Annotated in this window: 14 protein-coding genes; 3 read left to right on the forward strand and 11 right to left on the reverse strand. The window is 52.6% G+C overall.

From position 1 onward, the window contains the following. Positions 1–231 precede the first annotated feature (231 nt). Positions 232–3663, forward strand: a complete 3432-nt coding sequence (locus B0B12_RS06280) for a PAS domain S-box protein (RefSeq protein WP_076666695.1) — start codon at positions 232–234, stop codon at positions 3661–3663. 97 nt (positions 3664–3760) lie between these two features. Here B0B12_RS06280 and B0B12_RS06285 read toward each other — a convergent pair whose 3' ends face one another. Then, positions 3761–4417 (reverse strand): response regulator transcription factor, encoded by a 657-nt coding sequence (locus B0B12_RS06285; protein WP_076666697.1) that lies wholly within the window; start codon positions 4415–4417, stop codon positions 3761–3763. Positions 4418–4606: 189 nt separating this feature from the next. Here B0B12_RS06285 and purL point away from each other — a divergent pair, with 189 nt between their 5' ends. Continuing rightward, on the forward strand, positions 4607–8287 hold the full coding sequence (gene purL, locus B0B12_RS06290) for a phosphoribosylformylglycinamidine synthase (RefSeq protein ID WP_076666699.1): 3681 nt from the start codon (positions 4607–4609) through the stop codon (positions 8285–8287). Positions 8288–8665: 378 nt separating this feature from the next. Here the strand turns inward: purL and B0B12_RS06295 are convergent, their stop codons facing one another. The 10 genes from B0B12_RS06295 to B0B12_RS20250 form a co-directional block, all read right to left on the reverse strand. Continuing rightward, positions 8666–9343 (reverse strand): LytR/AlgR family response regulator transcription factor, encoded by a 678-nt coding sequence (locus B0B12_RS06295; RefSeq protein WP_076666701.1) that lies wholly within the window; start codon positions 9341–9343, stop codon positions 8666–8668. Between the two features lie 180 nt (positions 9344–9523). Then, a complete protein-coding gene (locus tag B0B12_RS06300; RefSeq protein WP_076666703.1) occupies positions 9524–10585 on the reverse strand; it encodes a serine hydrolase domain-containing protein in 1062 nt (353 codons plus the stop codon). A gap of 29 nt (positions 10586–10614) precedes the next feature. Next, the gene (locus B0B12_RS06305; protein ID WP_076666705.1) at positions 10615–12132 is read right to left on the reverse strand and encodes a sensor histidine kinase; all 1518 of its coding nucleotides are present in this window, start codon (positions 12130–12132) and stop codon (positions 10615–10617) included. Positions 12133–12207: 75 nt separating this feature from the next. Beyond that, positions 12208–12468 carry a hypothetical protein gene (locus tag B0B12_RS06310; protein ID WP_076666707.1) on the reverse strand — a complete coding sequence of 87 codons (261 nt, stop codon included), beginning with the start codon at positions 12466–12468 and terminating at the stop codon, positions 12208–12210. A 328-nt stretch (positions 12469–12796) separates the two neighbouring features. Then, positions 12797–13288 carry an EF-hand domain-containing protein gene (locus B0B12_RS06315; protein WP_076666709.1) on the reverse strand — a complete coding sequence of 164 codons (492 nt, stop codon included), beginning with the start codon at positions 13286–13288 and terminating at the stop codon, positions 12797–12799. Between the two features lie 717 nt (positions 13289–14005). Further along, positions 14006–14923 (reverse strand): pirin family protein, encoded by a 918-nt coding sequence (locus B0B12_RS06320; RefSeq protein ID WP_076666711.1) that lies wholly within the window; start codon positions 14921–14923, stop codon positions 14006–14008. Between the two features lie 39 nt (positions 14924–14962). Then, positions 14963–17089, reverse strand: a complete 2127-nt coding sequence (locus B0B12_RS06325) for a PAS domain-containing sensor histidine kinase (RefSeq protein ID WP_076666713.1) — start codon at positions 17087–17089, stop codon at positions 14963–14965. Positions 17090–17244: 155 nt separating this feature from the next. Continuing rightward, positions 17245–19191 carry a PAS domain-containing sensor histidine kinase gene (locus B0B12_RS06330; RefSeq protein WP_083704089.1) on the reverse strand — a complete coding sequence of 649 codons (1947 nt, stop codon included), beginning with the start codon at positions 19189–19191 and terminating at the stop codon, positions 17245–17247. A 149-nt stretch (positions 19192–19340) separates the two neighbouring features. Continuing rightward, the gene (locus B0B12_RS06335; RefSeq protein WP_076666716.1) at positions 19341–19895 is read right to left on the reverse strand and encodes a serine acetyltransferase; all 555 of its coding nucleotides are present in this window, start codon (positions 19893–19895) and stop codon (positions 19341–19343) included. A gap of 96 nt (positions 19896–19991) precedes the next feature. Beyond that, the gene (locus tag B0B12_RS20250; protein ID WP_170871826.1) at positions 19992–20168 is read right to left on the reverse strand and encodes a hypothetical protein; all 177 of its coding nucleotides are present in this window, start codon (positions 20166–20168) and stop codon (positions 19992–19994) included. Positions 20169–20332: 164 nt separating this feature from the next. Between B0B12_RS20250 and B0B12_RS06340 the strand changes: the two genes are divergently transcribed. Further along, the gene (locus B0B12_RS06340; RefSeq protein WP_076666718.1) at positions 20333–21442 is read left to right on the forward strand and encodes an SDR family oxidoreductase; all 1110 of its coding nucleotides are present in this window, start codon (positions 20333–20335) and stop codon (positions 21440–21442) included. The last annotated feature ends 87 nt before the right edge of the window (positions 21443–21529 follow it).

The raw sequence follows: 21529 nt of genomic DNA on the forward strand, positions 1-21529 counted from the left end.
TATAAACCAATCTGTTCAGCTCATTAGCCTGTCAAGAAGAGCCCTCTTAGTACATTTGATTGTAACAGATGCCAGGCGACAATTTCGGCGCAAACTATCCTACCTGTGCTGCAAATACCGCTCGGAGGCAGCAAGCCGTTTGCGCAGGCAGCCTGTAATTAGTAGCTTGGGAAGGCCGCGAAACTCGTCAACCATCCTTCGTCCGTTATACCTGAAAAACAAACGCTGTCCATGACCTCTACCACCACGCTTCACCAGGCAGTCTTACAAGCATTCGAGCAAGTGCCAGACCTATACCTGATTCTCTCTCCTGAGCTGCAGATACTGACTGCCTCCGATGCCTACCTGCAGGCCACCGGCACCGTTCGGGAGGCAATCGTGGGCAGAGGATTCAGCGAGGTGCTGGATGGTAAGGCGATGGAAGTAGGTGCCATTGTGTCCCTAACCAGTTCGCTGCAACAGGCGCTCCAAACAGGGCAGACCCAACACTTAGAGCTGCAGCAGTGTGAGAAAGCAGATAATTCTATACCGAATGCCCCTGTCCACAAGTACTGGAAAGTGCTCAACTCGCCGGTAACCGACGAACAGGGAGAGGTAGCGTACATCATTCACAGGCTGCAACAAGTAACAGAACAGGCCTATACGCAAAGGAGTATCGTACCCGCCACTACGCGCCGATCCACGAAAAAAACAGAAATCCCGGGTTGCTACGAGCTGGATCTTACCACCCAAAAAATAAAATTTTCAGACGAACTCTCCCGCTTATTTGGTGAAGAGCGGCAATCTTTCGGGCCGTCTATGGATTTTGTAAACCGACGCACCCACCCAGACGACCTGCACGTGATCAAAGCGGTAATCGAGCGGGCCGTTGATCATAACACTCCTTACCAGTACACCCGCCGCATCCAACTCCCCGACGGCTCGCTGCGCACACTCGAAATACTCGGGCATGTGGTTTGCAACGACGCCGGCCAGGCCGTGAAACTGATCGGCCTGGTGCACGATGCCACCGACCGGACCAAGGCCGAGCAGGAGCTTAAGCAGAATGAGGAGCTGCTCAAAACCACCATCGACAGCTCCCTGGACATGATCCAGGTGTTTGAAGCAGTGCGGGATGAAAACGGAAAGATCGTTGATTTTAAATGGATCCTGAACAACCATACCTCAGAAGAAATCTACGGGGACGTGGTAGGCAAAAGCCTGCTGACGCACAATCCGGGTGTGCTGCGCGAGGGCATCTTCGACACGTTCAGGCAGGTAGTTGAAACAGGTATACCCGACCAGAGCGAACGGCACTACACGTATGAACAGTTTGACGGCTGGTTCCATCAGTCAACGGTTAAACTGCACGACGGCGTAGCCACCACAACTCACGACATCACACAACGCAAAAAAGCCGAACAGGCGCTGCAGCAAAGCAAAAGCCTGCTGCAAGGCATCCTGGACGCTCCCAACGTGGGGATGGCCGTGTACAAAGCTGTGCGCGACGGGCAAGGTAACATCCTGGATTTTGTGCACGAGTTCATCAACAGACGAACGCTGGAAGCACTCGGTGGCCACGACATGACGGGGCAGCTTCTGAGCGACCACGGTGAAGCCGGATCGCTGCAGATTGCCGAGTTCTCGAGCGTGCTGGAGACCGGCCAGGCCAACAGCTATGTCATTCAGCGGGAGCTATTGGGCTTGAACCGGTGGATCCTGATCTCCAATGCCCGGCTCGATGCAGAACGCCTGGTGCACGTTTGGGACGATATCACGGAGCAGAAAGAGAATGAACAGGAAGTACTGCGCCTGAAAGATGAAGTGGCGCAACAAGCGACAGACAAATACCACAACCTGTTCAACTCTATGGACGAAGGCTACTGCATTATTCAGTTGCTTTATGATGCGTCCGGAACAGCTGTGGACTTCCAGTACCTGGAGGTGAACCAGGCCTTTGAGCGTAACACCGGACTGCGCGCTGTCGCAGGCAAAACCATCCGGGAGTTGGCCCCTGACATTGAGCCGAAATGGATTGAGATATATGACCAGGTGGCTAAAAGCGGAATCCCGCTGCGGTTCGAGGAAGCTTCTGAGGCACTGCAGCATATTTTTTCACTCTACGCCTTCCGCATCGGAGAGCCGGAAGAACGCACCGTGGCCGTCATTTTCTCCGACATCACCGAGCGCAAAAAGAGCCAGGAAGCGCTTCGGCAATCCGAGGAGCAGTTCAGGCTGTTTGTGACGGCCAGTTCGGATATGATCTACAAAATAAGCGCCGACTGGAGCCAACTGCACATGCTGACCGGCAGAAACTTTCTTCCGGAGCCAGAAGAGCCAACCAACTATTGGTTTGATGGCTACATCCCATCTGAAGGCAGGGCGTTTGTGACAGCGAAGGTTCGGGAAGCCATCCGGACGAAAAGCATTTTTGAGCTGGAACATCAGGTATACAAGGCAGACGGAACAGTGGGTTGGATCGCGTCGCGTGCTATACCTGTTTTGGACGAGCAGGGGAACATCAAAGAGTGGTTTGGCACGGCCAGCGACATCACGCTACGCAAACAGGCCGAACAGCAACTACAGGAACTGAACGAATCGCTGGAGCAGCTGGTAGCGGAACGGACACATGAGCTGAACGAGAGCAAACTTTTTGCTGAGCAGATCACGGAGGCCACGCCCGACTTTATCATGATCTTCAATCTGCTTTCCAACAAAGTGGAGTTTGTGAACCAAAATCCCTACTCCGGCAACCAGGAGCGTTACCAGGAAACACTGCAAATCGACTACGAGCAATTGATGAGCCGTTCGCATCCGGAGGACAGGCAAAAGCTTCAGGAGTTCATCGACAGGTTCAGGACAACTCCGGATCACGAAGCCTATACCTTGGAGTACCGCGTTTCCGATGACGAAAAAGCCATTTGGTACCGCAGCCGGGGAAAAGTGTTCAGGCGGGATGATTCGGGTAAACCCACCCATTTCATCAGCGTCGTGCAGGACATCAACGAGCTGAAAATGCTGGAAGAGGAAAACCTGCAAATGCGCCTCGACCAACAACGAACCAACCTCCTGACGATACTCGATGCGCAGGAAGAGGAAAGAAGAAGAATTTCAGAGGGATTGCACAATGGCGTCGGGCAGATTCTATACACGGCCAAGTTACACCTGAGCCACTACCTGAGCCAGCAACCCAAAAAGGACAGCCAGGCAAACCCCATCCGGCAAGTAGAACAGATACTCGATGAAGCGATCAGGCAGACGCGGGGCCTGTCGCACCAGCTTGCCCCTGCCCTGCTGGAGCAGTTCGGGCTGGAAACGGCTTTTAAAGAAATCGGCAATTTGCTCAGCAACTCCTCATTGCAGATGCAGTGCCTGGTTTACAACCTGCCCAAGCACCTGGACAAGCACCTGCAGTTGGTGGTATACCGCGTTGCCCAGGAAATGGCCAACAACATCATTCGCCACGCGCAGGCCACCGAGGCAAGTCTGCTGCTGCGGGCGCAGCGCCAATACCTTATACTTATAGCAGAGGATAATGGCCGCGGATTCAACCCCGCTGTCTCTCTGAAAAAAGGCATTGGGCTAAGCTCCATCAAGAACCGGGTGGAACTGCTGAACGGTACATTTAGCCTCAATACTGCTCCCGGCCTGGGCACCCAAGTAAAAATTACCCTGCCCCTGTAGATCGTATACCTTGGTTTAGGTATAGCTGGGACATTTCGAAGTGTACGGGTATAGCTCTAGCAGGCCAAAGGTGCAGGCGTTTATACAGGATTTTGCGCTAGATGATTCCGTTTTCGACAGCGTATTTGATCAGACTAGCTGTGTTTTTGGCCTGCGTCTTCTCCAGTATGTTCTGGCGGTGCGTTTCGACGGTGCGCTTGCTGGTAAAGAGCTTGTCGGCAATCTCTACATTGGTGTAGCCCTCCGCCACAAGCGCCAACACTTCGAGTTCCCGTTTCGATAGGCCCTTGTCAGCACCGGCTTTTTGCACGTACTGCCCCTCCTTCATAATAGATTGTTCCAACAGCTGTATGGACAGGTTTCCGCTGATGTAGCGCGTGCCACTGGCTACCAGTTTGATGGCAGCGCTCAACTCGTTGCTGTTGGCGGTTTTGGGCAGGTAGCCGGCTGCACCACTGTCGAGCATCTTCTGCACAAAGGGCAAATTACTGTGCATCGAGAGGGCGATTACTTTCGTTTCCGGGAAGTTTTTGCGAATCTCGGCTGTGGCCTCAAAGCCATCCATCACCGGCATGTTCACATCCATCAGCACAATGTCTACCTGCTTTTCTGCGAGCAAATGGAGCACTTCACGCCCATTTTCAGCCTCACCCACTATCTCCAGATCGGTGTCTTTCTCCAACAACGCCCTGAGTCCCTGGCGCAGCACCACATGATCTTCTGCAATGATTAAGCTTATTTTCTCTTCCAACATAGGTATGGTTTCATCTCATCGGCTACATACGCAGCTATTTTTGTATACGCAATCCGGGCCTTGACGACCCACTAGCATCCTGCCGTTTTGGTTTTAGGGGCAGGAAAGCGCAAGTAGAAATGTTTTGACAACTGAAACAAGCATATCAAACAGAATAACCCTACATTTGTGTATTGAAAAAAAATAAGCATGCTTCACTTCTTTTTTAGTCAACCTGACACAGTTTACGCCCTGCAAGCAAAGGGAGAACTTACCGCCACTGACATCCAAAAGTTGGAATGGCTATTCGGCAACGCCACTCTAAAGCAGGAGACTGCGCTGAGTGGCTTTTTTGTTGGTCCGCGTGCCGCCATGGTGACTCCCTGGAGCACCAACGCGGTGGAGATCACGCAAAACATGGGCATCGAAGGCATCATCCGGATCGAGGAGTTTAAGATCGTGGCGGAGGATTTCACCAGCTTCGACCCCATGCTGTCGCAGAAGTACAATGGCCTGAACCAGGAGATCTATACCATCAACATTGAGCCGGAACCAGTACAGCCGGTAACCGATATTGCCGCTTATAACAAGCAGGAAGGACTTTCGCTGAGCGAGGAGGAAGTAGACTACCTAAACCAGCTTTCTGATAGACTGGGCCGACCGCTCACTGATTCGGAAGTGTTTGGTTTCTCGCAGGTGAACTCTGAGCACTGCCGCCACAAGATATTCAACGGCAAGTTCGTGATCGATGGCGAAGATAAAGAGAGCTCGCTTTTCAAACTAATCCGCAAAACATCCGAGACCAACCCGAACGATATCGTGTCGGCTTACAAAGATAACGTGGCCTTTATCAAAGGGCCAGTGGTGCAGCAGTTTGCCCCGAAACGTGCCGATGTACCGGATTTTTATCAGGTAACAGATTTCGAATCTGTTATCTCCATCAAAGCAGAAACACACAACTTCCCGACCACGGTTGAGCCCTTTAACGGCGCCGCCACCGGTTCGGGTGGTGAGATACGCGACCGATTGGCCGGTGGCCAGGGTGCCTTGCCTTTGGCAGGCACAGCAGTTTACATGACGGCCCTCTCGCGCCTAGAAAAAGACCGTCCTTGGGAGCAGGCTACGCAGGAGCGCCCTTGGCTATACCAGACGCCGATGGACATCCTGATCAAAGCCTCCAACGGCGCGACGGATTTTGGCAATAAATTCGGTCAGCCGTTGATCACGGGTTCGGTTCTTACGTTTGAGCACGACGAGAAAGCAGATGCGATTGAGTCGCCACGCAAACTGGGCTATGACAAAGTGATCATGCTGGCTGGTGGCGTGGGTTACGGCAAAGCGAGCCAGGCACAGAAAGGACACCCGAAAACCGGCGATAAGATCGTGATCCTGGGCGGTGAGAACTACCGCATCGGTATGGGTGGCGCGGCTGTATCGTCTGCCGACACAGGTGAGCATGGTTCAGGTATAGAACTGAACGCTATTCAGCGCTCTAACCCCGAAATGCAGAAACGCGCCGCCAACGCCATACGCGGTATGGTGGAGAGCGAGCACAACCCGATCGTTTCCATCCACGACCACGGCGCCGGCGGTCACCTCAATTGCCTCTCTGAACTAGTAGAAGAAACAGGCGGCAAGATCGACCTGGACAAGCTACCGGTTGGTGACCCGACCCTGTCGGCCAAAGAGATCATCGGTAACGAATCGCAGGAACGTATGGGCCTGGTGATTGGCGAAAAAGATATTGAGACACTTCAAAAAATAGCTGAGCGCGAGCGTGCCCCGATGTATACCGTGGGTGACGTGACCGGCGACCACCGCTTTACCTTCCAGTCGGCCAGCACCGGCGAAAAACCGATGGACCTGGAACTGAGCGATATGTTCGGCAGCTCACCGAAAATGGTGATGACCGACCAGACCGTTGAAAGAAATTACCATCCGGTGAGCTACGACAATGGTCAGCTCTATACCTACCTCGAGCAGGTATTGCAACTGGAAGCCGTAGCCTGCAAAGACTGGCTCACAAACAAAGTAGACCGCTGCGTAGGTGGCCGTGTGGCGAAACAGCAGTGCGCTGGTCCGCTGCAATTGCCGCTGAACAACTGCGGTGTGATGGCACTCGATTTTCAAGGTATAGAAGGTATAGCAACCTCCATCGGTCACTCCCCTATCTCTGCCCTGATCAATCCGGCAGCCGGTAGCCGTAACGCCATCGGCGAGTCGCTTTCGAACATTGTGTGGGCTCCGCTGAAGGATGGTTTGAAGAGCGTGTCGCTTTCGGCTAACTGGATGTGGGCTTCGAAGAATGAAGGCGAAGATGCGCGTCTGTACAAAGCCGTGGAAGCCTGCTCGGAGTTCGCAATTGCCTTGGGCATCAACATTCCAACCGGCAAGGACTCTCTTTCGATGAAGCAGAAGTATAAGGAAGAAGATGTGATTGCGCCGGGTACGGTGATCATCTCCGCAGCGGGTAACTGTAGCAACGTGCGCCAGGTAGTGGAGCCGGTATTGCAGCGCGATGGCGGTAATATCTACTACATCAACCTGTCGAACGACGCCTACAAACTGGGCGGATCTTCTTTTGCCCAAATCGTGAACAAGATCGGTAACGAGACGCCGGATATCACGGATGCGGAATTGTTCGGCACTGCCTTCAACACCCTGCAGGACCTGATTAAGGCAGGTAAAATCGAAGCCGGTCATGACATTGGCAGCGGTGGTCTGATCACGACGCTGCTCGAAATGTGCTTTGCCGACAACAACCTGGGTGCCAGCATCGACCTGAGCAGTCTGGGTGAAGAAGACAGCGTGAAAGTGCTCTTCGCCGAGAACATCGGCGTGGTGTTCCAGGCTTCGGCTGACGTAGAAGAAACTCTGAAGGCAAGCAACATTCCTTTCCATAAAATCGGTACGGCAACGGCTTCTGCCACACTGGAACTGAAGAACGGGAACGACGCCTATACCTTCGACATTGCCCAGCTGCGCGATATTTGGTTCAAGACCTCGTACCTGCTCGACATCAAGCAGAGCGGTCCGCACAGTGCCCGCGAGCGTTTCGAGAACTACAAGAAGCACGAACTGAACTATACCTTCCCGGCACACTTCGACGGCAAGAAACCAGTGATCGACAGCTCCAAGCCAAGAATCAAAGCGGCCATTATCCGCGAGAAAGGAAGTAACTCGGAGCGCGAAATGGCCAACGCCATGTACCTGGCCGGTTTCGACGTGAAGGACGTACACATGACAGACCTGATATCGGGAAGAGAAATGCTTGAGGATATCCGCTTTATCGGCGCTGTTGGTGGCTTCTCGAACTCCGACGTGCTGGGTTCGGCCAAAGGATGGGCCGGTGCCTTTATGTACAACGAGAAAGCCAAAACCGCCATCGAGAACTTCTTCAAGCGCCAAGACACACTTTCGGTAGGTATATGCAACGGCTGCCAGCTGTTTGTGGAGCTTGGCTTCATCACGATGGGCCACGACCAGAAAGCGCGCATGCTGCACAACGTGAGCCAGAAGCACGAAAGCATCTTCACTTCGCTCACCATCCAGGAAAACAAATCGGTGATGCTCTCCAGCCTGGCTGGCAGTACGCTGGGCGTTTGGGTATCGCATGGCGAAGGCCGCTTCAGTCTGCCGCACACCGAGGACAAGTACCAGATCGTTTCGAAGTACGCCTACGAGACCTACCCGGCCTGCCCGAACGGCTCTGACTACAACACGGCCATGATCTGCGACGAGACAGGTCGCCACCTGGTGATGATGCCACACATCGAACGTTCGCTTCTGCAATGGCAGTGGGCGCACTACCCGAAAGGCCGCCACGACGAAGTATCGCCGTGGATGGAAGCTTTCGTGAATGCCAGAAAATGGCTGGAAGCGAACCAATAGGTATACGTTTTAGATTAACATAAAAAAGGCACTCCGGTTTATTCCGGAGCGCCTTTTTGTTTTCGCAGCTGATTTTTTGCCGGACTTATACTCCTAAACCTCCCAGTTGCTCAATGAAAGAGCAGTATTCGCAAGAGAAAGTACAATAGCATTCACGAAAATTATCCCCTTGAGAGAAAAGCCGTTTCATTCCAGGTAATTCTCCCCTTGAGGGGAGCGAAGAGGGGTGTTTACATCTGCAAGGAGATCTCAAGTTGGCTACATACTGGATTTTTGGCTTTGAATTTACACCCCTATAATCCCCTCAAGGGGATAGTTTTGCAAAGCGAAACATCCCTTAACCTCATGGTAAGAATGGAAGTACCCCAGCTATACCTATCAAATCCCCTGCAACTGCTGCATATAAGAAGCACCCACCGGCACTTCGTTTCCTTTGATGCATACCTGGTGGCGTTCGATCTTATCGATCTGCTTTTTGGAAACGATGTAAGAACGGTGCACCCGCACAAAACTGTCGGCGGGTAACTGTTCGGTCAGTTCCTGTATGGTCATGCGCGAGAGCAGCTTTTTCCCGTCTGCCAGCACAAAAGTGACGTAATTGCCCGCTGCCTCCAGGTATAGGATATCATCGTAGTATACCTTCACCTGCTCGTAACCGGTCTTCAGGAAGAGGTAATCCTTGACGGGAGCAGTCGTGCCGCGCAGTTGCAGTAGCTCCTGGGCCTTGTTGCAGGCCTTGATGAACCTTGGCAGCGAAAAGGGCTTCAACAGATAATCGACCGCATCGAGCTCAAAACTCGTTACGGCGTGCTCCGAGTAGGCCGTCGTAAAAATCACCATCGGCTTTTTCTGCAGGCTCGTCACGAACTCCAGCCCGGAGATGTCCGGCATTTTGATGTCCAGGAACAGCAGGTCGACTGGTTCGTTTTGCAGGAACTCCAGGGCTTTGAAGGCGTCTGTGAAACAGCCGACCAATTCCAGGAAAGGCACCTTGGCGGCATGGGCCCGCACCACTTCCAGGGCCATTGGTTCGTCGTCTATCGCTATTGCGCGCATACCTGTTTCTTTAGCTGTATACCTGTTTAGAGTTTCCCTATTTTACTACAATTTCTGATAAAAAGCACTGTGTAAGCCGGGGAAATGAGCAACATTCACTGAATGTGATTTGTCTCAGACTGATTGGCAGTTACTTGAAGTTGTCGGGCGGCATTTGGCAGGTGCTCACCTGCACACTTCCTAGTCTTCAGATTCCAGTTTTGGTAGATCGTATTCCTTATTCAACAGAATGTGAAAGATCCCCATCACAATTTCTTTATAAGGATAATCAACCCCATTAAAGGTATAGGCAAACGTCATGTCTTGCTGCGGCATATACACCAGAAGCGATTTAAATTGGTCCATCCCTCCCATGTGGCCAATCATTTTTTCCTCCTGCAAAACTGGAATTGGGTACATGCCAATGCCAGGTTCTTTCTTCATCATCGCAAGGGAATTTTCAGATACTAATTTTCCATCTAAAAGACCGTTCATAAACTTGTTCAGATCTTCCGGCGTGGAGATGATCCCTGCCGCTCCTCGGGGAATGCTTAAGTCAATATGCACAGGTTTTTCCCACACGCCAGCTTTCTTTTCGTAGGAACTGGCAATGGTTTTTTTAGGGTTACTTTCCCCGTAATAAGTATTCTTTAGCTTAAGGGGTTTCAGGATACGCTTTTCCAGAATTTTACCAAAATCCTTCTTTTCGATGTCTTCCAGAATGAAGGATAGTACGATGTAATTCGTGTTGGAATAGTCCCTTTTTTCCCCAGGAGAGAAGACACTGCCGTTTTCTTTAATCTTGGACAACAACTCCTCCTTGCTTCTCTTTTCTACCATCCACTCGTTGAAATTCGGGGATTTTATAATATCAAAAAGGCCACTTTTGTGCTGCAGCAGTTGCTGTATGGTTGTTCCATCTGCGTTCGGCAATTCGGGATAAAACGAAGATAGTTTGGTTTCAAATGATAATTTGCCCTCTTCAATCAGCTGCATGACGAGCGTAGCGGTTAACATTTTGGAGACGGAACCAGTCCTATATTGTGTATCAGCCGTTGCTTTTACCTTTTTGTCTACATCGGCATAGCCGATTGACTTTTGGTACACACTTTTACCCTTGTGGTAGACCGACAGACTGCCCATCACTTTGTCATGTTTTTCTAACATGGAAAGCAAGCTGTCCATTTTGGCTGTCTGGAAATTCTGAGCTTTTACGCCTGTCGCGAAAAAGAAAAAACCGAATAAGAACACGACTATTTTCATGATACTGATTTTTTGATGGTTCGTAGCAACTACAATTGCAGTGTCAGGTGTACAAAAAACTCTTCCGGTGTGTCGCGGATGATGAGGTCATGCCGGTCAGGGTATAGCAGGTTTAGGCGCTGCCGCACGTTGATGAGTCCTATACCCGAGGCGTCTTTCTCCGGGTCCTGCTCCGACTTCTTCTGCTTGCTGTTGTACACGTCGAAGTAGATCTTGTCCTGCTCGCTGTGCAGACTTATCCGGATCCAGGATTTGTGTTTCAGGCTGATGCCATGCTTGAAGGCGTTTTCAATAAACGGAATCAGCAGCATGGGCGCGATGTACTTGTCCCCTACCACATCGTCAATCTTGGTCTCGATCGAGATGTTGGGCGAGGCCGAAGTGCGGAGCAACTGCAGGTCGATGTAGTTGCGCATGTATTCTATTTCGCGCGAGAGCAGGATCTTTTGCTGGTGATTTTCGTGGAGCATGAAGCGCATCATGTCGCCCAGCATCTGTATACCTTGTGCGGTGCGCTCGCTGTTTTCCTGCAGGGCGGTGCCGTACAGCGTGTTCAGGGCGTTGAACAAAAAATGCGGGTTGATCTGGGAGCGCAGGAAATCCAGGTTGGCGCTCGTTTTGCCGAGTTCTTTCTTCAGCACCACCATCTCCTCTCTCCCCTTCATCTGGCGCTTGAACAGAAACCAGACAAAAGGAGCCGTTACCACCAACTGAAAAAGCGAGTTGAAAAAGCTCAGGCCAAAGGCATTGTCTTCGTCATGAAAGAAGGGCAGCAGCAGAAACGTCACCGGCAGATAGGCTAAGATCACAACCAACAGCGATACCAGCAGATACTTCCGCAAAGGCTTTTTAGACCGCAGTGCATTCGGGATCAGGTAATAGTAAGCACCACAGTAAAGCATTAAGGCACACAGGGAAAGTATCCCCAGGGTTACTGTGATATCCTGATCTATATCGAACACCATCAGCACAAACACACTCACCATCCAGATAATGAAGGCGGTCAGCGTTTCCCGGTTAACAAACCGATACCTGGCCGAAATAGCCGTGGCATTGGAGAGCAGGTATAGCCCGGTGTATTTGATGAAGGTATAGATGCCGACCAGCAGCAGCAGGAACAGCGCGTGGCGGAAGCTGTCCTGGAAGATCAGACCGTAGTCCTGCTCACCCGGAAAATTCCAGTTGATAAAATAGCTTTTGGTATAGGTGTCGAGCACGCCCGCCCCGAAGGCGTAGGCCAGGTATAAACCTAGCAGCATCAGGGAATAGAGCGCGACATTTTGCTTTTGCATCAGTTTGGGGATGATGCGGAAGTTGAGCAGCAGGAAACCCAGGTATAGCAAGGTATAGCGGATGAGCTGCGGCCAGAAATGATGCTTGTAAAAACGATAGTGTATCCCTGCCTCTTCGAAATCCCATCGGTAGGGCTCGTCGGAGGTGGACAGCGAAAAGATGGCAAAAACAAAGATGGCCGTAGCCGCCCAGAACTCTATTTTAGCGGTCTGGATGGGCTTTGCAACAGGATGGTCGAGGGTCATATCGTTCATGTAACAATGATAGATGAAAGGGTTGAGTATAAACAATAAATGTGATGAATGCGGCTGATTTTGTGACGGGTGCTGCTAAAACAGGGTATCGAGCAGAAAGTGGAGCAACTGGTCCGCTTCCCACACCACATCCAAGTCGCCGGGCGGGCTTTGTCCCTCGTTCGGCTCGCTTAAAGCGCACAACAGCTCTACCAGGCGCGACATCCCGGCCCCGTTCTGCCCCAGCAACCCGTACAGCAGAAGCAGTATGGCCAGACCGGCCCGCAGCAGGCCCTGTACCTGCCTCGGGTTCGTGTTGTCGCTATTTCTGATCGTCAATGCCATCGTTTCTTTCATGTTCCTTATCTGACTTCTTCCTGGCAGACTGCCCGCCAGTTACTTTACAGGTATAAGATTAGGAAACAGGAAACAGGACTTCAACAAAAAGTGATGAATGATCCAAAAGATGTGATAAACTGAGCACAAGTGCGCGTTGACCCCGCCAAAAAGGGACTATCGCAACTTTTATCCATAAGACTTTGCTATACCTAAAAAAACGAAAGCCAACGGCCAATAAAAAAACCGCTCTAGTACTAGAGCGGTTCGGTATAGGAACTTGATTGCAGGCTATACCTGCTTAATAAAATAAGGTGGGTATCAGGTATAGCCTTTAGCACACAGTGTCTTACTTGACACCCCATAATGCCAGGTAGGTATAGTACATGTCGAAGTACTCGTCTCTGCTCAGCAGTTTATTCCGGTTGCGGTCCCAGCGGTCAAAAATGCCGGCCGCAAATTCAGCCTCTTTCACAAGGCCGTCGTCATTTAGGTCCCATTCGTCAAACAGGTCAAGCCTGCCCAGCCCACTCCGAAACTCTTCGATAGTCAGCACATCATTTCCGTCTTCATCCCAGGTAGTCCAAGCCTGCTTTTCGAACCGGAAATCCTTTACAAACTTTTCCCATTGGTCTTTCGGGATGCTGCTTTCCACGTTCATCATCATAAATACGCCATCGCTGAACTGCTTCTCGTTGAACTCAATGCCATTTGTAAAGTCGAATCCGAACCAACCCCAGTCGACGAAGCTGTAGAAACTACTCTTTTGAAAGGCGTTGGCAAATTCTGTTTTGTTCAGGTCTGGCGCATGCACGGTAAGCGTGACGGAATCCTTGGCCATGTTTTGTGCTTTGTCCTTTACTTCCAGGACCAGCGAATAAGTCCCCGGTGCTGTATCGCGAGGATAGAATGAAATTCCAAAGGTTAAGAGCTTCGTAGCCCCGGTCAGTGTGAATGGTTCTGTCACTTCACGCTTGCTCCCGTCTGCACTTACCAGAAAAGCACGTACTCCTTCTAAGGCCTTGTCATCCGAAGCCCTGGCGCTAAAACTAACCAGATCTATAATAAGATACGTTGTGTTTTCATCCGGAGAAAGAAAGTTGATTGTTGGCTTTTCTGTATCAGGAGCATTGTTTGTTCCAGGTGATGGAGCATCATCGTCATCCCCACACGAGGCCAGAAAGCTTAAAATCAGAAGAAACAGGAGTTTATAGATTTTTCCCATAGCAGTAAGAAAAAGCAGAAACAGAAATAAGGAGATGCGGTGTTAAATCAGCCCATGCAACAGGGGCTGTCGTGGTATGAAGGAAAGGAGTGGTTCTTGCTTCAGGGCGTAGAAAGCAGATGTCAGGTCTGTGGTGTCCGGAACGGGCATGACCAGTGTGCTCTTAGAAGCCGACGCGCATGTGCGGGCAGCTTGAAGCGACGTCCTATACTTTAATTTATACGCATTCGGCTTCCTTCCAGTGAATGCTGCAAAAGGGCGCGGGCTGTTATTACGTAGATGGGCTGATTATGCCTATAGAACAGGTATAATCAGAGGTAAATTAAAATAAGCTTAAGAAAGTGCTTGCGGTGCAGGTCCGCCGCCTGCCGGTTTGGAGCGGTCGGCCGGGAGCGGTACGTATTCCAAGTTATCGTTGGGCGGGAGCAGGATGCGTCCTTCTTTCCAGTCGGCTTTCGCCTGCTCTATTCTTTCTTTGCGCGACGACACAAAATTCCACCAGATAAAGCGCTCGCCCAGCGGTTCTCCGCCCAGCAGCATTATAGTTGTAGGCTCTTTTGCAATTATGAGCGGGTCTGCCCCTTTGCTGAACACCAGCATCTGCCCCATGGTGTAAGTCCTGTGCGCGACTTCAATGCTGCCTATGGCTACGTAGATTCCCCGCTCGGCATGTTCTTTTGGCAATCCAAAACGGGCGCCTTTTTCGAGCACGACGTGCAGGTAGAACAGGGGCGAATGAGTCTTCACATCGTTCCGCAGCCCGTAGGCATCTCCGGCGATCAGGCGCATCCACACGCCGGTTTCTGTGAAGATGGGCAGTTGTTCGGGCTTGTAATTTTCAAAGGAAGGGGCGGCTTCTTCGTCTTTCTCGGGCAGCGCCACCCAGGTCTGTATCATTTCCAGTTCGCCGCCGGCCAGGGTGGCGGGGTCTTCAAAACGCTCGGAGTGCGCAATACCGCTACCCGCTGTCATCCAGTTCACCTCACCCGGTCGTATGATCTGCTCCACGCCCAGGCTGTCGCGGTGGGTCACCTGCCCGCCAAACAAATAACTGACCGTGGAGAGGCCAATGTGCGGGTGCGGCAGCACGTCCATGTCGTGGGTGAGCGGGGGCTGCACTTCTACCGGACCGGCATGGTCCATGAAAATGAAGGGGCCCACCATGCGGCGCAGCCGAAAAGGCAGAATGCGGCGCACATCCATTCCGGGAGCGAGCGAGGCTTTGCGGGCCTCAATGACGATATCCAGCATAAAGACGAATTTAGGGGTTTCCTATACCTGTTGCAAGGCTTATTTACTGAGGTATACGCTGAAGGTGGTACCTTCGCCCAACTCATTCTCCACTTCTATCCGGCCGCCTGCGTTTTCCACCATGCGCTTCACCATATACAAGCCCACGCCCGAGCCCTCCACATGGTCGTGGAAGCGCTTGAACATGGTGAAGAGTTTGCTCTTCTGCACTGGGTTCAGGCCCAGGCCGTTGTCCCGCACCTGCAGCACCTGCCCCTCCTCGCGTTGCTCACAACTCACCACAATGCGGGGCTTTCTGTCCGGGTGACTGTACTTGATGGCGTTCGACAGGAGGTTGAAAAGGATGCTGCGAAGGTTTTTCTCAGAAAAGGCCATGGTCGAACAACCAGCCACATCTGTCTCGATGCTGGCACCGTATTCTACGATCATTTTCTCCAGATCGAGCTCCACCTCCCGTAGCAGGTCTGCCACCACCACATGCTCCTGCTTGTTCAGGTCTTCTTTCTGCAGCTTCGAGATCTCCGTCAGGCTGCCGATCGTTTTCTTGAACCTGGACACCGAGCCCTGGATCATGTTGAGGATCCTTCTCACCTCCGGTTTTCCCAGGCTATCCACCGAAAGCTCAAGCAAAAGCTCGCTCAACAGCATTTCGATATTGGAGATCGGCGCCTTCAGATCGTGCGAGGCTGTATAGATAAAATTGTCGAGGTCTTTGTTGATGTAGGTGAGCTGCTGATTGGCGATGTCGAACTCTTTGTTGGCTTTCTGCAACCGCTTTTCGCTTGCCTCCACCGCCATGCGCGCCTGCACCTGTTCGGTCACTTCCAGCGCGAACACAACCAGCCCGTCGATCTGGTTCTGCTCGTTGAAGCGGGCCTGCTGAATGTAGCGGAAGTACCTGTCCTCCATCTCGCCGTCAGGTCGTGCAAACGGAATGTACATTTCCTTTTCTTCGTGCGTGCGCCCGGTCCGGTATACCTCCAGAAATGTTTGGTGAACCGGCTTGCCTTTAATTTCGGGCAGGGCCTCGAGTATGGGCTTGCCAAGTAGCTCCCGATCCGGGAACAGCGCGGCATAGGCCGGGTTAACCAGCTCATACACCATGTCGGGGCCGTTTAGAATACAAATAGGGGCTGGCGCACGCATAAACAGGTTCTGCAACCGCTTGCTATGACTTTCGGCCTCTGCCTGCGCCAGTACCAGCTCAGAGGTGCGGCGTTTTATCACCTCCTCCAGCCCCTGGTTCAGATTTTGCAGCAAGGCGGCGCTCGACTCCGCCAGCTGTCGCGCTTTCACAAACTCAGTCACGTCCAGGGCAAAGATCAGGATCCCGTTCACGTTTCCGGCGGCATCCAGCAGGGCCTGGTATATAAAATTCCAGTAGATGTCCTCGGCCGGCTGCCCTTCGTAGCGCGCCACCGGAATCAGCAACTCTTTCCCCTCGTAGGTGATGCCTGTGCTGTATACCTCCTGAATAATGTCGTACACTGGCTGATCCCTGAGTTCCGGCAAAGCCTCGAACAGGGGCAGGTTCAGCATCTGCCTGCCCGGGAATAGCTGCTGGTAAGCAGAGTTAATCACCCTGTAAATGAAAGTTGGCCCCTCGAGCATGGCGCATGCCGCCGGCGCCTGGTCAAAAAAACGCTCCATGCGCCGCCGCTGCTGCTCTGCCTGCGCCAGCGCCGCCTGTTCCTTCTCTCGACTTTCCTGCAGCTGCGTCTTCGTCTTCAGGGCATCCGAAATGTTCTTTGTCTCGTGCAGGATGCATACAAGTTGGGCCTGGCTGTTGTAAATGGGGGTATTGGTGGAGGCCCAGTGCCGCTCCAGAAATTTTCCGGGTTTGTCGGGCTCAGGAATGTCATACCGCATCACTTCCATTTTATCAGGCTTGCGGGTTGCGATCGCCCGCTCGATGGAGGCTTGCAGGGTGGCCGAAGGGGTGTGGTCGGGCGTATTCGGGTTGTCCGGGAAAATAGCAAAGAGGTGCTTGCCTACGATGTGATCGCGCGTTAGGAGCACTTCACGCAAATAAGCCTCTGAGGCACCCATAATGGTCAGGTCAGGCGAAATAAGCAGGAGCAGCCCACTTTGCGCCTCCAGCAGTTGCTGGTAAGGGATGGAATGTTCGGACTGATTCTCCTGCGCGGAAACGTTGCTATGTAGCATACGGGGCATTTAAATTTACACTGATAACGGGTGTGAGACGATACGACCGGTGGCGACCCTTAAAAAGCGCCGCCACCGCCGCATCTAACCGTGCTATACCTGAAATGTTCATTCATTTTCGCTCTGCTGTGCCAGAGCCTGTCGCTTTCCGAAGGTTAGTTTTTCGACTGCCGGAAGCTAACAATAAACCTGGAACCTACTCCCTCCTCGCTCTCCACCTCGATGCTGTCGCCGGCGTTGTCGAGTATGCGCTTCACCAGGTATAGTCCTATGCCTGAGCCCTCCACATGATCGTGGGCGCGCTTGAACAGGGAAAATATTTTTCCGATCTGGCTGGGGGCAAGACCTAGGCCGTTGTCCTGTACCGAGAGTTCGTATACTCCTTCTTCGGTGATGGTCGAGCTGATGTTGACCACCGGACTGCGCTTGGGGTCCGAATACTTGATGGCATTGGACACCAGGTTGAAGAGAATGCTCCGGAGATTTTTGCGGGAATAGCGCAGTGTGGTGAACTCCATGTTGGTGCATTGCACCAGCGCGTCAGTGTGCTCTATGTAAGGCTGCAGCCCGATCTTGATTTCTTCCAGCATGTCCTGTATCTGCACGTCCTCCGGCAATTCCTGCTCGTGGTTCAGCTTGGTGACGTCAGACAGGTCAGCGATCACGTTTTTGAGCGTGCCGAGCGCGCTGCCCATGTAGGACAACAGCACCTCGTGTTTGGACAGGCTGTCTCCCAAATCTTCCCGGAGCGCCTGCAGCAGGCCTTCGAGGTTGGTGATCGGCGCCTTCAGGTCGTGGGAGGCGGCGTACACAAAGTTGTCAAGCTCGTTGTTGATCTTGATCAGTTCGCTGTTTTTGTGCATCAGCTCCTCGTTTCGTCGCCGCTCGGTCAGGTCGCGTGTTACTTTGGAGTAGCCCAGCAGGCGCTTTTTGCTGTTGTAGATCGGCGTGATCACCACGTTGGCCCAGAAAGCGGTGCCGTCTTTGCGGATGCGCCAGCCTTCGTCCTCAAAGCGGCCCATCTCCTGCGCCTTCTTGAGTTCGTACTGCGGAAACCCGCTCGCGATGGACTCCCGGCTGTAGAAAGCAGAAAAATGCTTCCCGATGATCTCTTTCGGATTGTAGCCCTTGATGCGTTCGGCCCCCTCGTTCCAGCTCATCACGATCCCCTCTGGGTTGAGCATCAGAATGGCGTAGTCCTTCACGCTGTCGATCATGAGGCGGCTTTTTTCCTCGCTCTCCCGCAGCTCCTCGTTCATCCGGAAAAGCTGCTGTTCCAACTTTAGTTTATCGGTGAGGTCGCGCGTGATTTTGGAGAAACCGATCAGCTCTTTCTGGGAATTGTAGATGGCCGTGATAACCGTATTGGCCCAGAAGGCGGAACCGTCTTTGCGGTAGCGCCAGCCTGTGTCCTCAAACCGGCCGTGCTCTTTGGCCTGCCTCAGTTCATAGTCCGGAAAGCCCTCTGCAATCAGTTCCTGGCTGTAGAACCTCGAAAAGTATTTCCCGATGATCTCGTGTGCCTCGTAGCCGTTCATGCGCCGTGCGCCGTGGTTCCAGGTCGCCACGTTACCCGCCGGGTCCAGCATGAAGATGGCGTAGTCGGTAACGCCCTCTATCAGCAATCGGAAGCGCTCTTCGCTCTCCTTCAGCTCTTCGAAGGCACGGTACAGGTCGTCCTCTGCCTTTTTGCGCTCCGACAAATCGCGCGTGATCTTGGAGAAAGCGATCAGCTGCTTGTTCTTGTCATAGATGGGGGTGATGACCACGTTGGCCCAGAAAACAGAGCCGTCCTTTTTCACGCGCCATCCCTCCTCTTCGTATTTGCCGTCCGCTATGGCCTTGACCAGCTCCTTTGCAGGGTGGTTGTCAGCAATATCCTTTTGGGTATAGAAGGTCGAAAAATGCTTGCCTATGATCTCATCTGCTTCGTAGCCTTTGATCTGCCTGGCACCGGTGTTCCAACTAATGATGTAGCCTTCCGGATTAAGCAGAAAAATGGCGTAGTCTGTGATGCTGTCAATCAGGATCCGGTACTGCTCCTCGCCGCTGGTATCTATACCTGCTGCGGCAGCAGTAACTGGTTTTAAGTTTATGTCCATTAAATAGAACTGTTTAGGTAAGGTGAGTAGGGAGTGAGCGGAGGTTAAGTCTTTTTGAGTTTAGTCTTGTTTGCGTCCGACTGCTGGTGAGGGACTAATGTAAGGAAAAAAATTGATTGATATCTGTCGAGGTGATAAAACAGGAAGACCTATACCTCCTGTGGTTGTTTGTTAGTGTGCACTTCGCCTGGTACTACAGGCTGGTCGAGTCGTCGGATGACGCGGGCCGGGTTGCCTACCGCCACGCAGTTATCAGGTATGTCTTTCACCACAACAGAGCCCGCCCCGATGCGCACATTGTTTCCCACGCGCACCTCACCGATGATGCACACGTTAGAGCCCAACTCCACGTTGTTGCCGATGATGGGGGAACCAGTATAGCTCCCATCCTCGCGGCGTATGTTGCCCAGGGTGGTGGAGTGGCGGAAAAAGCAGTTTTCACCGATCACGGAACAGCCGTTGATAACGAGTGCCTGGCCGTGGCCCAGGAAAAAGTTCTTGCCCACTTTGGTCCAGTGGGGCAGCTCGATGCCCATAAACCATTCTACCAGTATTTTGTAGAACATCAGGTATGGCAACCAGATAATGCGGAAAAAAGTGTTGAGACGGGCAGGATAGGCAATGCGGAACAGCAGCATCACAAGGCGACCTTTCAGGTTACCCTTGTTTGCGTCCCAATCCTGAAAAATATATGAAAGAAACATAGGGTTGTTTACATGTATGATTGCGCATACGCTGTGTTGCGGTCTGGCGTTACAACATGCACGGCAGTCCTTCACTATTACGTTTTTTTACGGACGTTACTCCGTTTTTTTCCGGATAGCCCCGTACAGCACAGGGCTGAAATAGCGCAGATTTTCCAGCACACAGGCCACGCTGAAAAATTTCTCGGGGTCAATCTCCGGCTCTTCGGCCATGGTGGCCAGCAGCACATCTAAGGTATAGGTGAACGTGGCGTCGAACTCTTCTTCGGTCATTTTAAGGTCTTTTTTGCTTTAAGCTATACCTGTAACAAATTAACGGCCAAATCATTTCACCGACCAAGTCTTTTCTGTGCCGGGCGGCGCATACCCCAACATGCGTCGCCGGAGGCCGTACCTAATGAAGGTAGCATCTTATCACCGATAAAACAAACACGACTATGAAGATCAAACTGAAACCATTGCACGACCAGGTCATGGTCATAACGGGGGCATCGAGCGGCATTGGGTTGGCCACGGCCTTTGCCGCCGCCGAAAAAGGCGCCCGCCTGGTGCTGGCAGCCCGCAACGAACAGGCTCTGCAGGAGATTGCCCGCGAAATAAACGACAACGGCGGTCAGGCCATTGCCGTGGGGGCCGACGTAGGCCGTCAGCAGGACGTGCAGCGCATCGCCGACGCAGCCCTCTCCCACTTCGGCGGCTTCGACACCTGGGTAAATGATGCCGGTGTATCCATTTACGGCCGTCTGCTGGAGGTGAGCGACGAAGACAACCGCCGCCTCTTCGACACCAACTTCTGGGGACTGGTATACGGCTCGCAGATGGCAGCCATGCACCTGCGCAACCGCGGTGGCGCCATCATCAACATCGGCAGTGTGCTCTCCGATACCGCCATCCCTATGCAGGGCATGTACAGCGCGACCAAACATGCCGTAAAGGGCTTTACGGATGCCCTGCGCATTGAGCTGGAGGAGGAAGGAGCGCCTGTATCGGTTACGCTCATCAAGCCGGCCGCCATCAACACGCCCTACCCTGACCATGCCAAGAACTACACCGATCGCAAACTGACACTGCCACCACCGGTCTACGAGCCAGAGGAAGTGGCCAATGCCATCCTGCATGCCGCCACGCACCAGAAGCGCGACATTATGGTAGGCGGTGGAGGCAAACTCATGAGCCTGACGAACAAACTGGCACCGGGCCTGATGGACCTTTCCAGCGAAAAACTGATGACCGACCAGCAACTGCTCGACGAGCCAGCCCGTCACCGGGAAGGCACCCTGCACCAGCCGGGAGAGGGTGGCCGCATACACGGCCGCATCAAAGACACCATGCCGACCAGCCTCTATACCCGCGCTGTAACGAACCCGGTAGTGGCCGGGGCCGTGGTAGCTGCAGCAGGTGCTGCTGCACTGGCGCTCATGGGCAAAAAACACAAGAGCAACGGCAGCGACCAATATAAGCAGGCCAATACCAGGCCGGAGATGGTAGAGGTGGTGGAGATCGTGGAAATAAATGAAACCCCACTCCCACCGCAGCGACCTTTATAAAACTAGCTTAGGCGACATCTAAGCCTAGTTAGGCTTACATATGAGCAGTTTAGAACAGGTGCAAGGGCTCCGGCCTTTGCACCTGTT

Origin of the sequence: Pontibacter indicus, assembly GCF_900156345.1 — a bacterium.
Lineage (GTDB): Bacteria > Bacteroidota > Bacteroidia > Cytophagales > Hymenobacteraceae > Pontibacter > Pontibacter indicus.

Excerpts from the sequence above, each read along its gene's own strand:
- B0B12_RS06295 (WP_076666701.1), bottom strand. The coding sequence starts at position 9,343 with ATGCGCGCAATAGCGATAGACGACGAACCAATGGCCCTGGAAGTGGTG.
- B0B12_RS06335 (WP_076666716.1), bottom strand. The coding sequence starts at position 19,895 with ATGTTTCTTTCATATATTTTTCAGGATTGGGACGCAAACAAGGGTAAC.
- B0B12_RS06300 (WP_076666703.1), bottom strand. The coding sequence starts at position 10,585 with ATGAAAATAGTCGTGTTCTTATTCGGTTTTTTCTTTTTCGCGACAGGC.
- B0B12_RS20250 (WP_170871826.1), bottom strand. The coding sequence starts at position 20,168 with ATGACCGAAGAAGAGTTCGACGCCACGTTCACCTATACCTTAGATGTG.
- purL (WP_076666699.1), top strand. The coding sequence starts at position 4,607 with ATGCTTCACTTCTTTTTTAGTCAACCTGACACAGTTTACGCCCTGCAA.
- B0B12_RS06340 (WP_076666718.1), top strand. The coding sequence starts at position 20,333 with ATGAAGATCAAACTGAAACCATTGCACGACCAGGTCATGGTCATAACG.
- B0B12_RS06315 (WP_076666709.1), bottom strand. The coding sequence starts at position 13,288 with ATGGCCAAGGATTCCGTCACGCTTACCGTGCATGCGCCAGACCTGAAC.
- B0B12_RS06325 (WP_076666713.1), bottom strand. The coding sequence starts at position 17,089 with ATGCTACATAGCAACGTTTCCGCGCAGGAGAATCAGTCCGAACATTCC.
- B0B12_RS06330 (WP_083704089.1), bottom strand. The coding sequence starts at position 19,191 with ATGGACATAAACTTAAAACCAGTTACTGCTGCCGCAGCAGGTATAGAT.
- B0B12_RS06280 (WP_076666695.1), top strand. The coding sequence starts at position 232 with ATGACCTCTACCACCACGCTTCACCAGGCAGTCTTACAAGCATTCGAG.
- B0B12_RS06320 (WP_076666711.1), bottom strand. The coding sequence starts at position 14,923 with ATGCTGGATATCGTCATTGAGGCCCGCAAAGCCTCGCTCGCTCCCGGA.
- B0B12_RS06310 (WP_076666707.1), bottom strand. The coding sequence starts at position 12,468 with ATGAAAGAAACGATGGCATTGACGATCAGAAATAGCGACAACACGAAC.
- B0B12_RS06285 (WP_076666697.1), bottom strand. The coding sequence starts at position 4,417 with ATGTTGGAAGAGAAAATAAGCTTAATCATTGCAGAAGATCATGTGGTG.
- B0B12_RS06305 (WP_076666705.1), bottom strand. The coding sequence starts at position 12,132 with ATGAACGATATGACCCTCGACCATCCTGTTGCAAAGCCCATCCAGACC.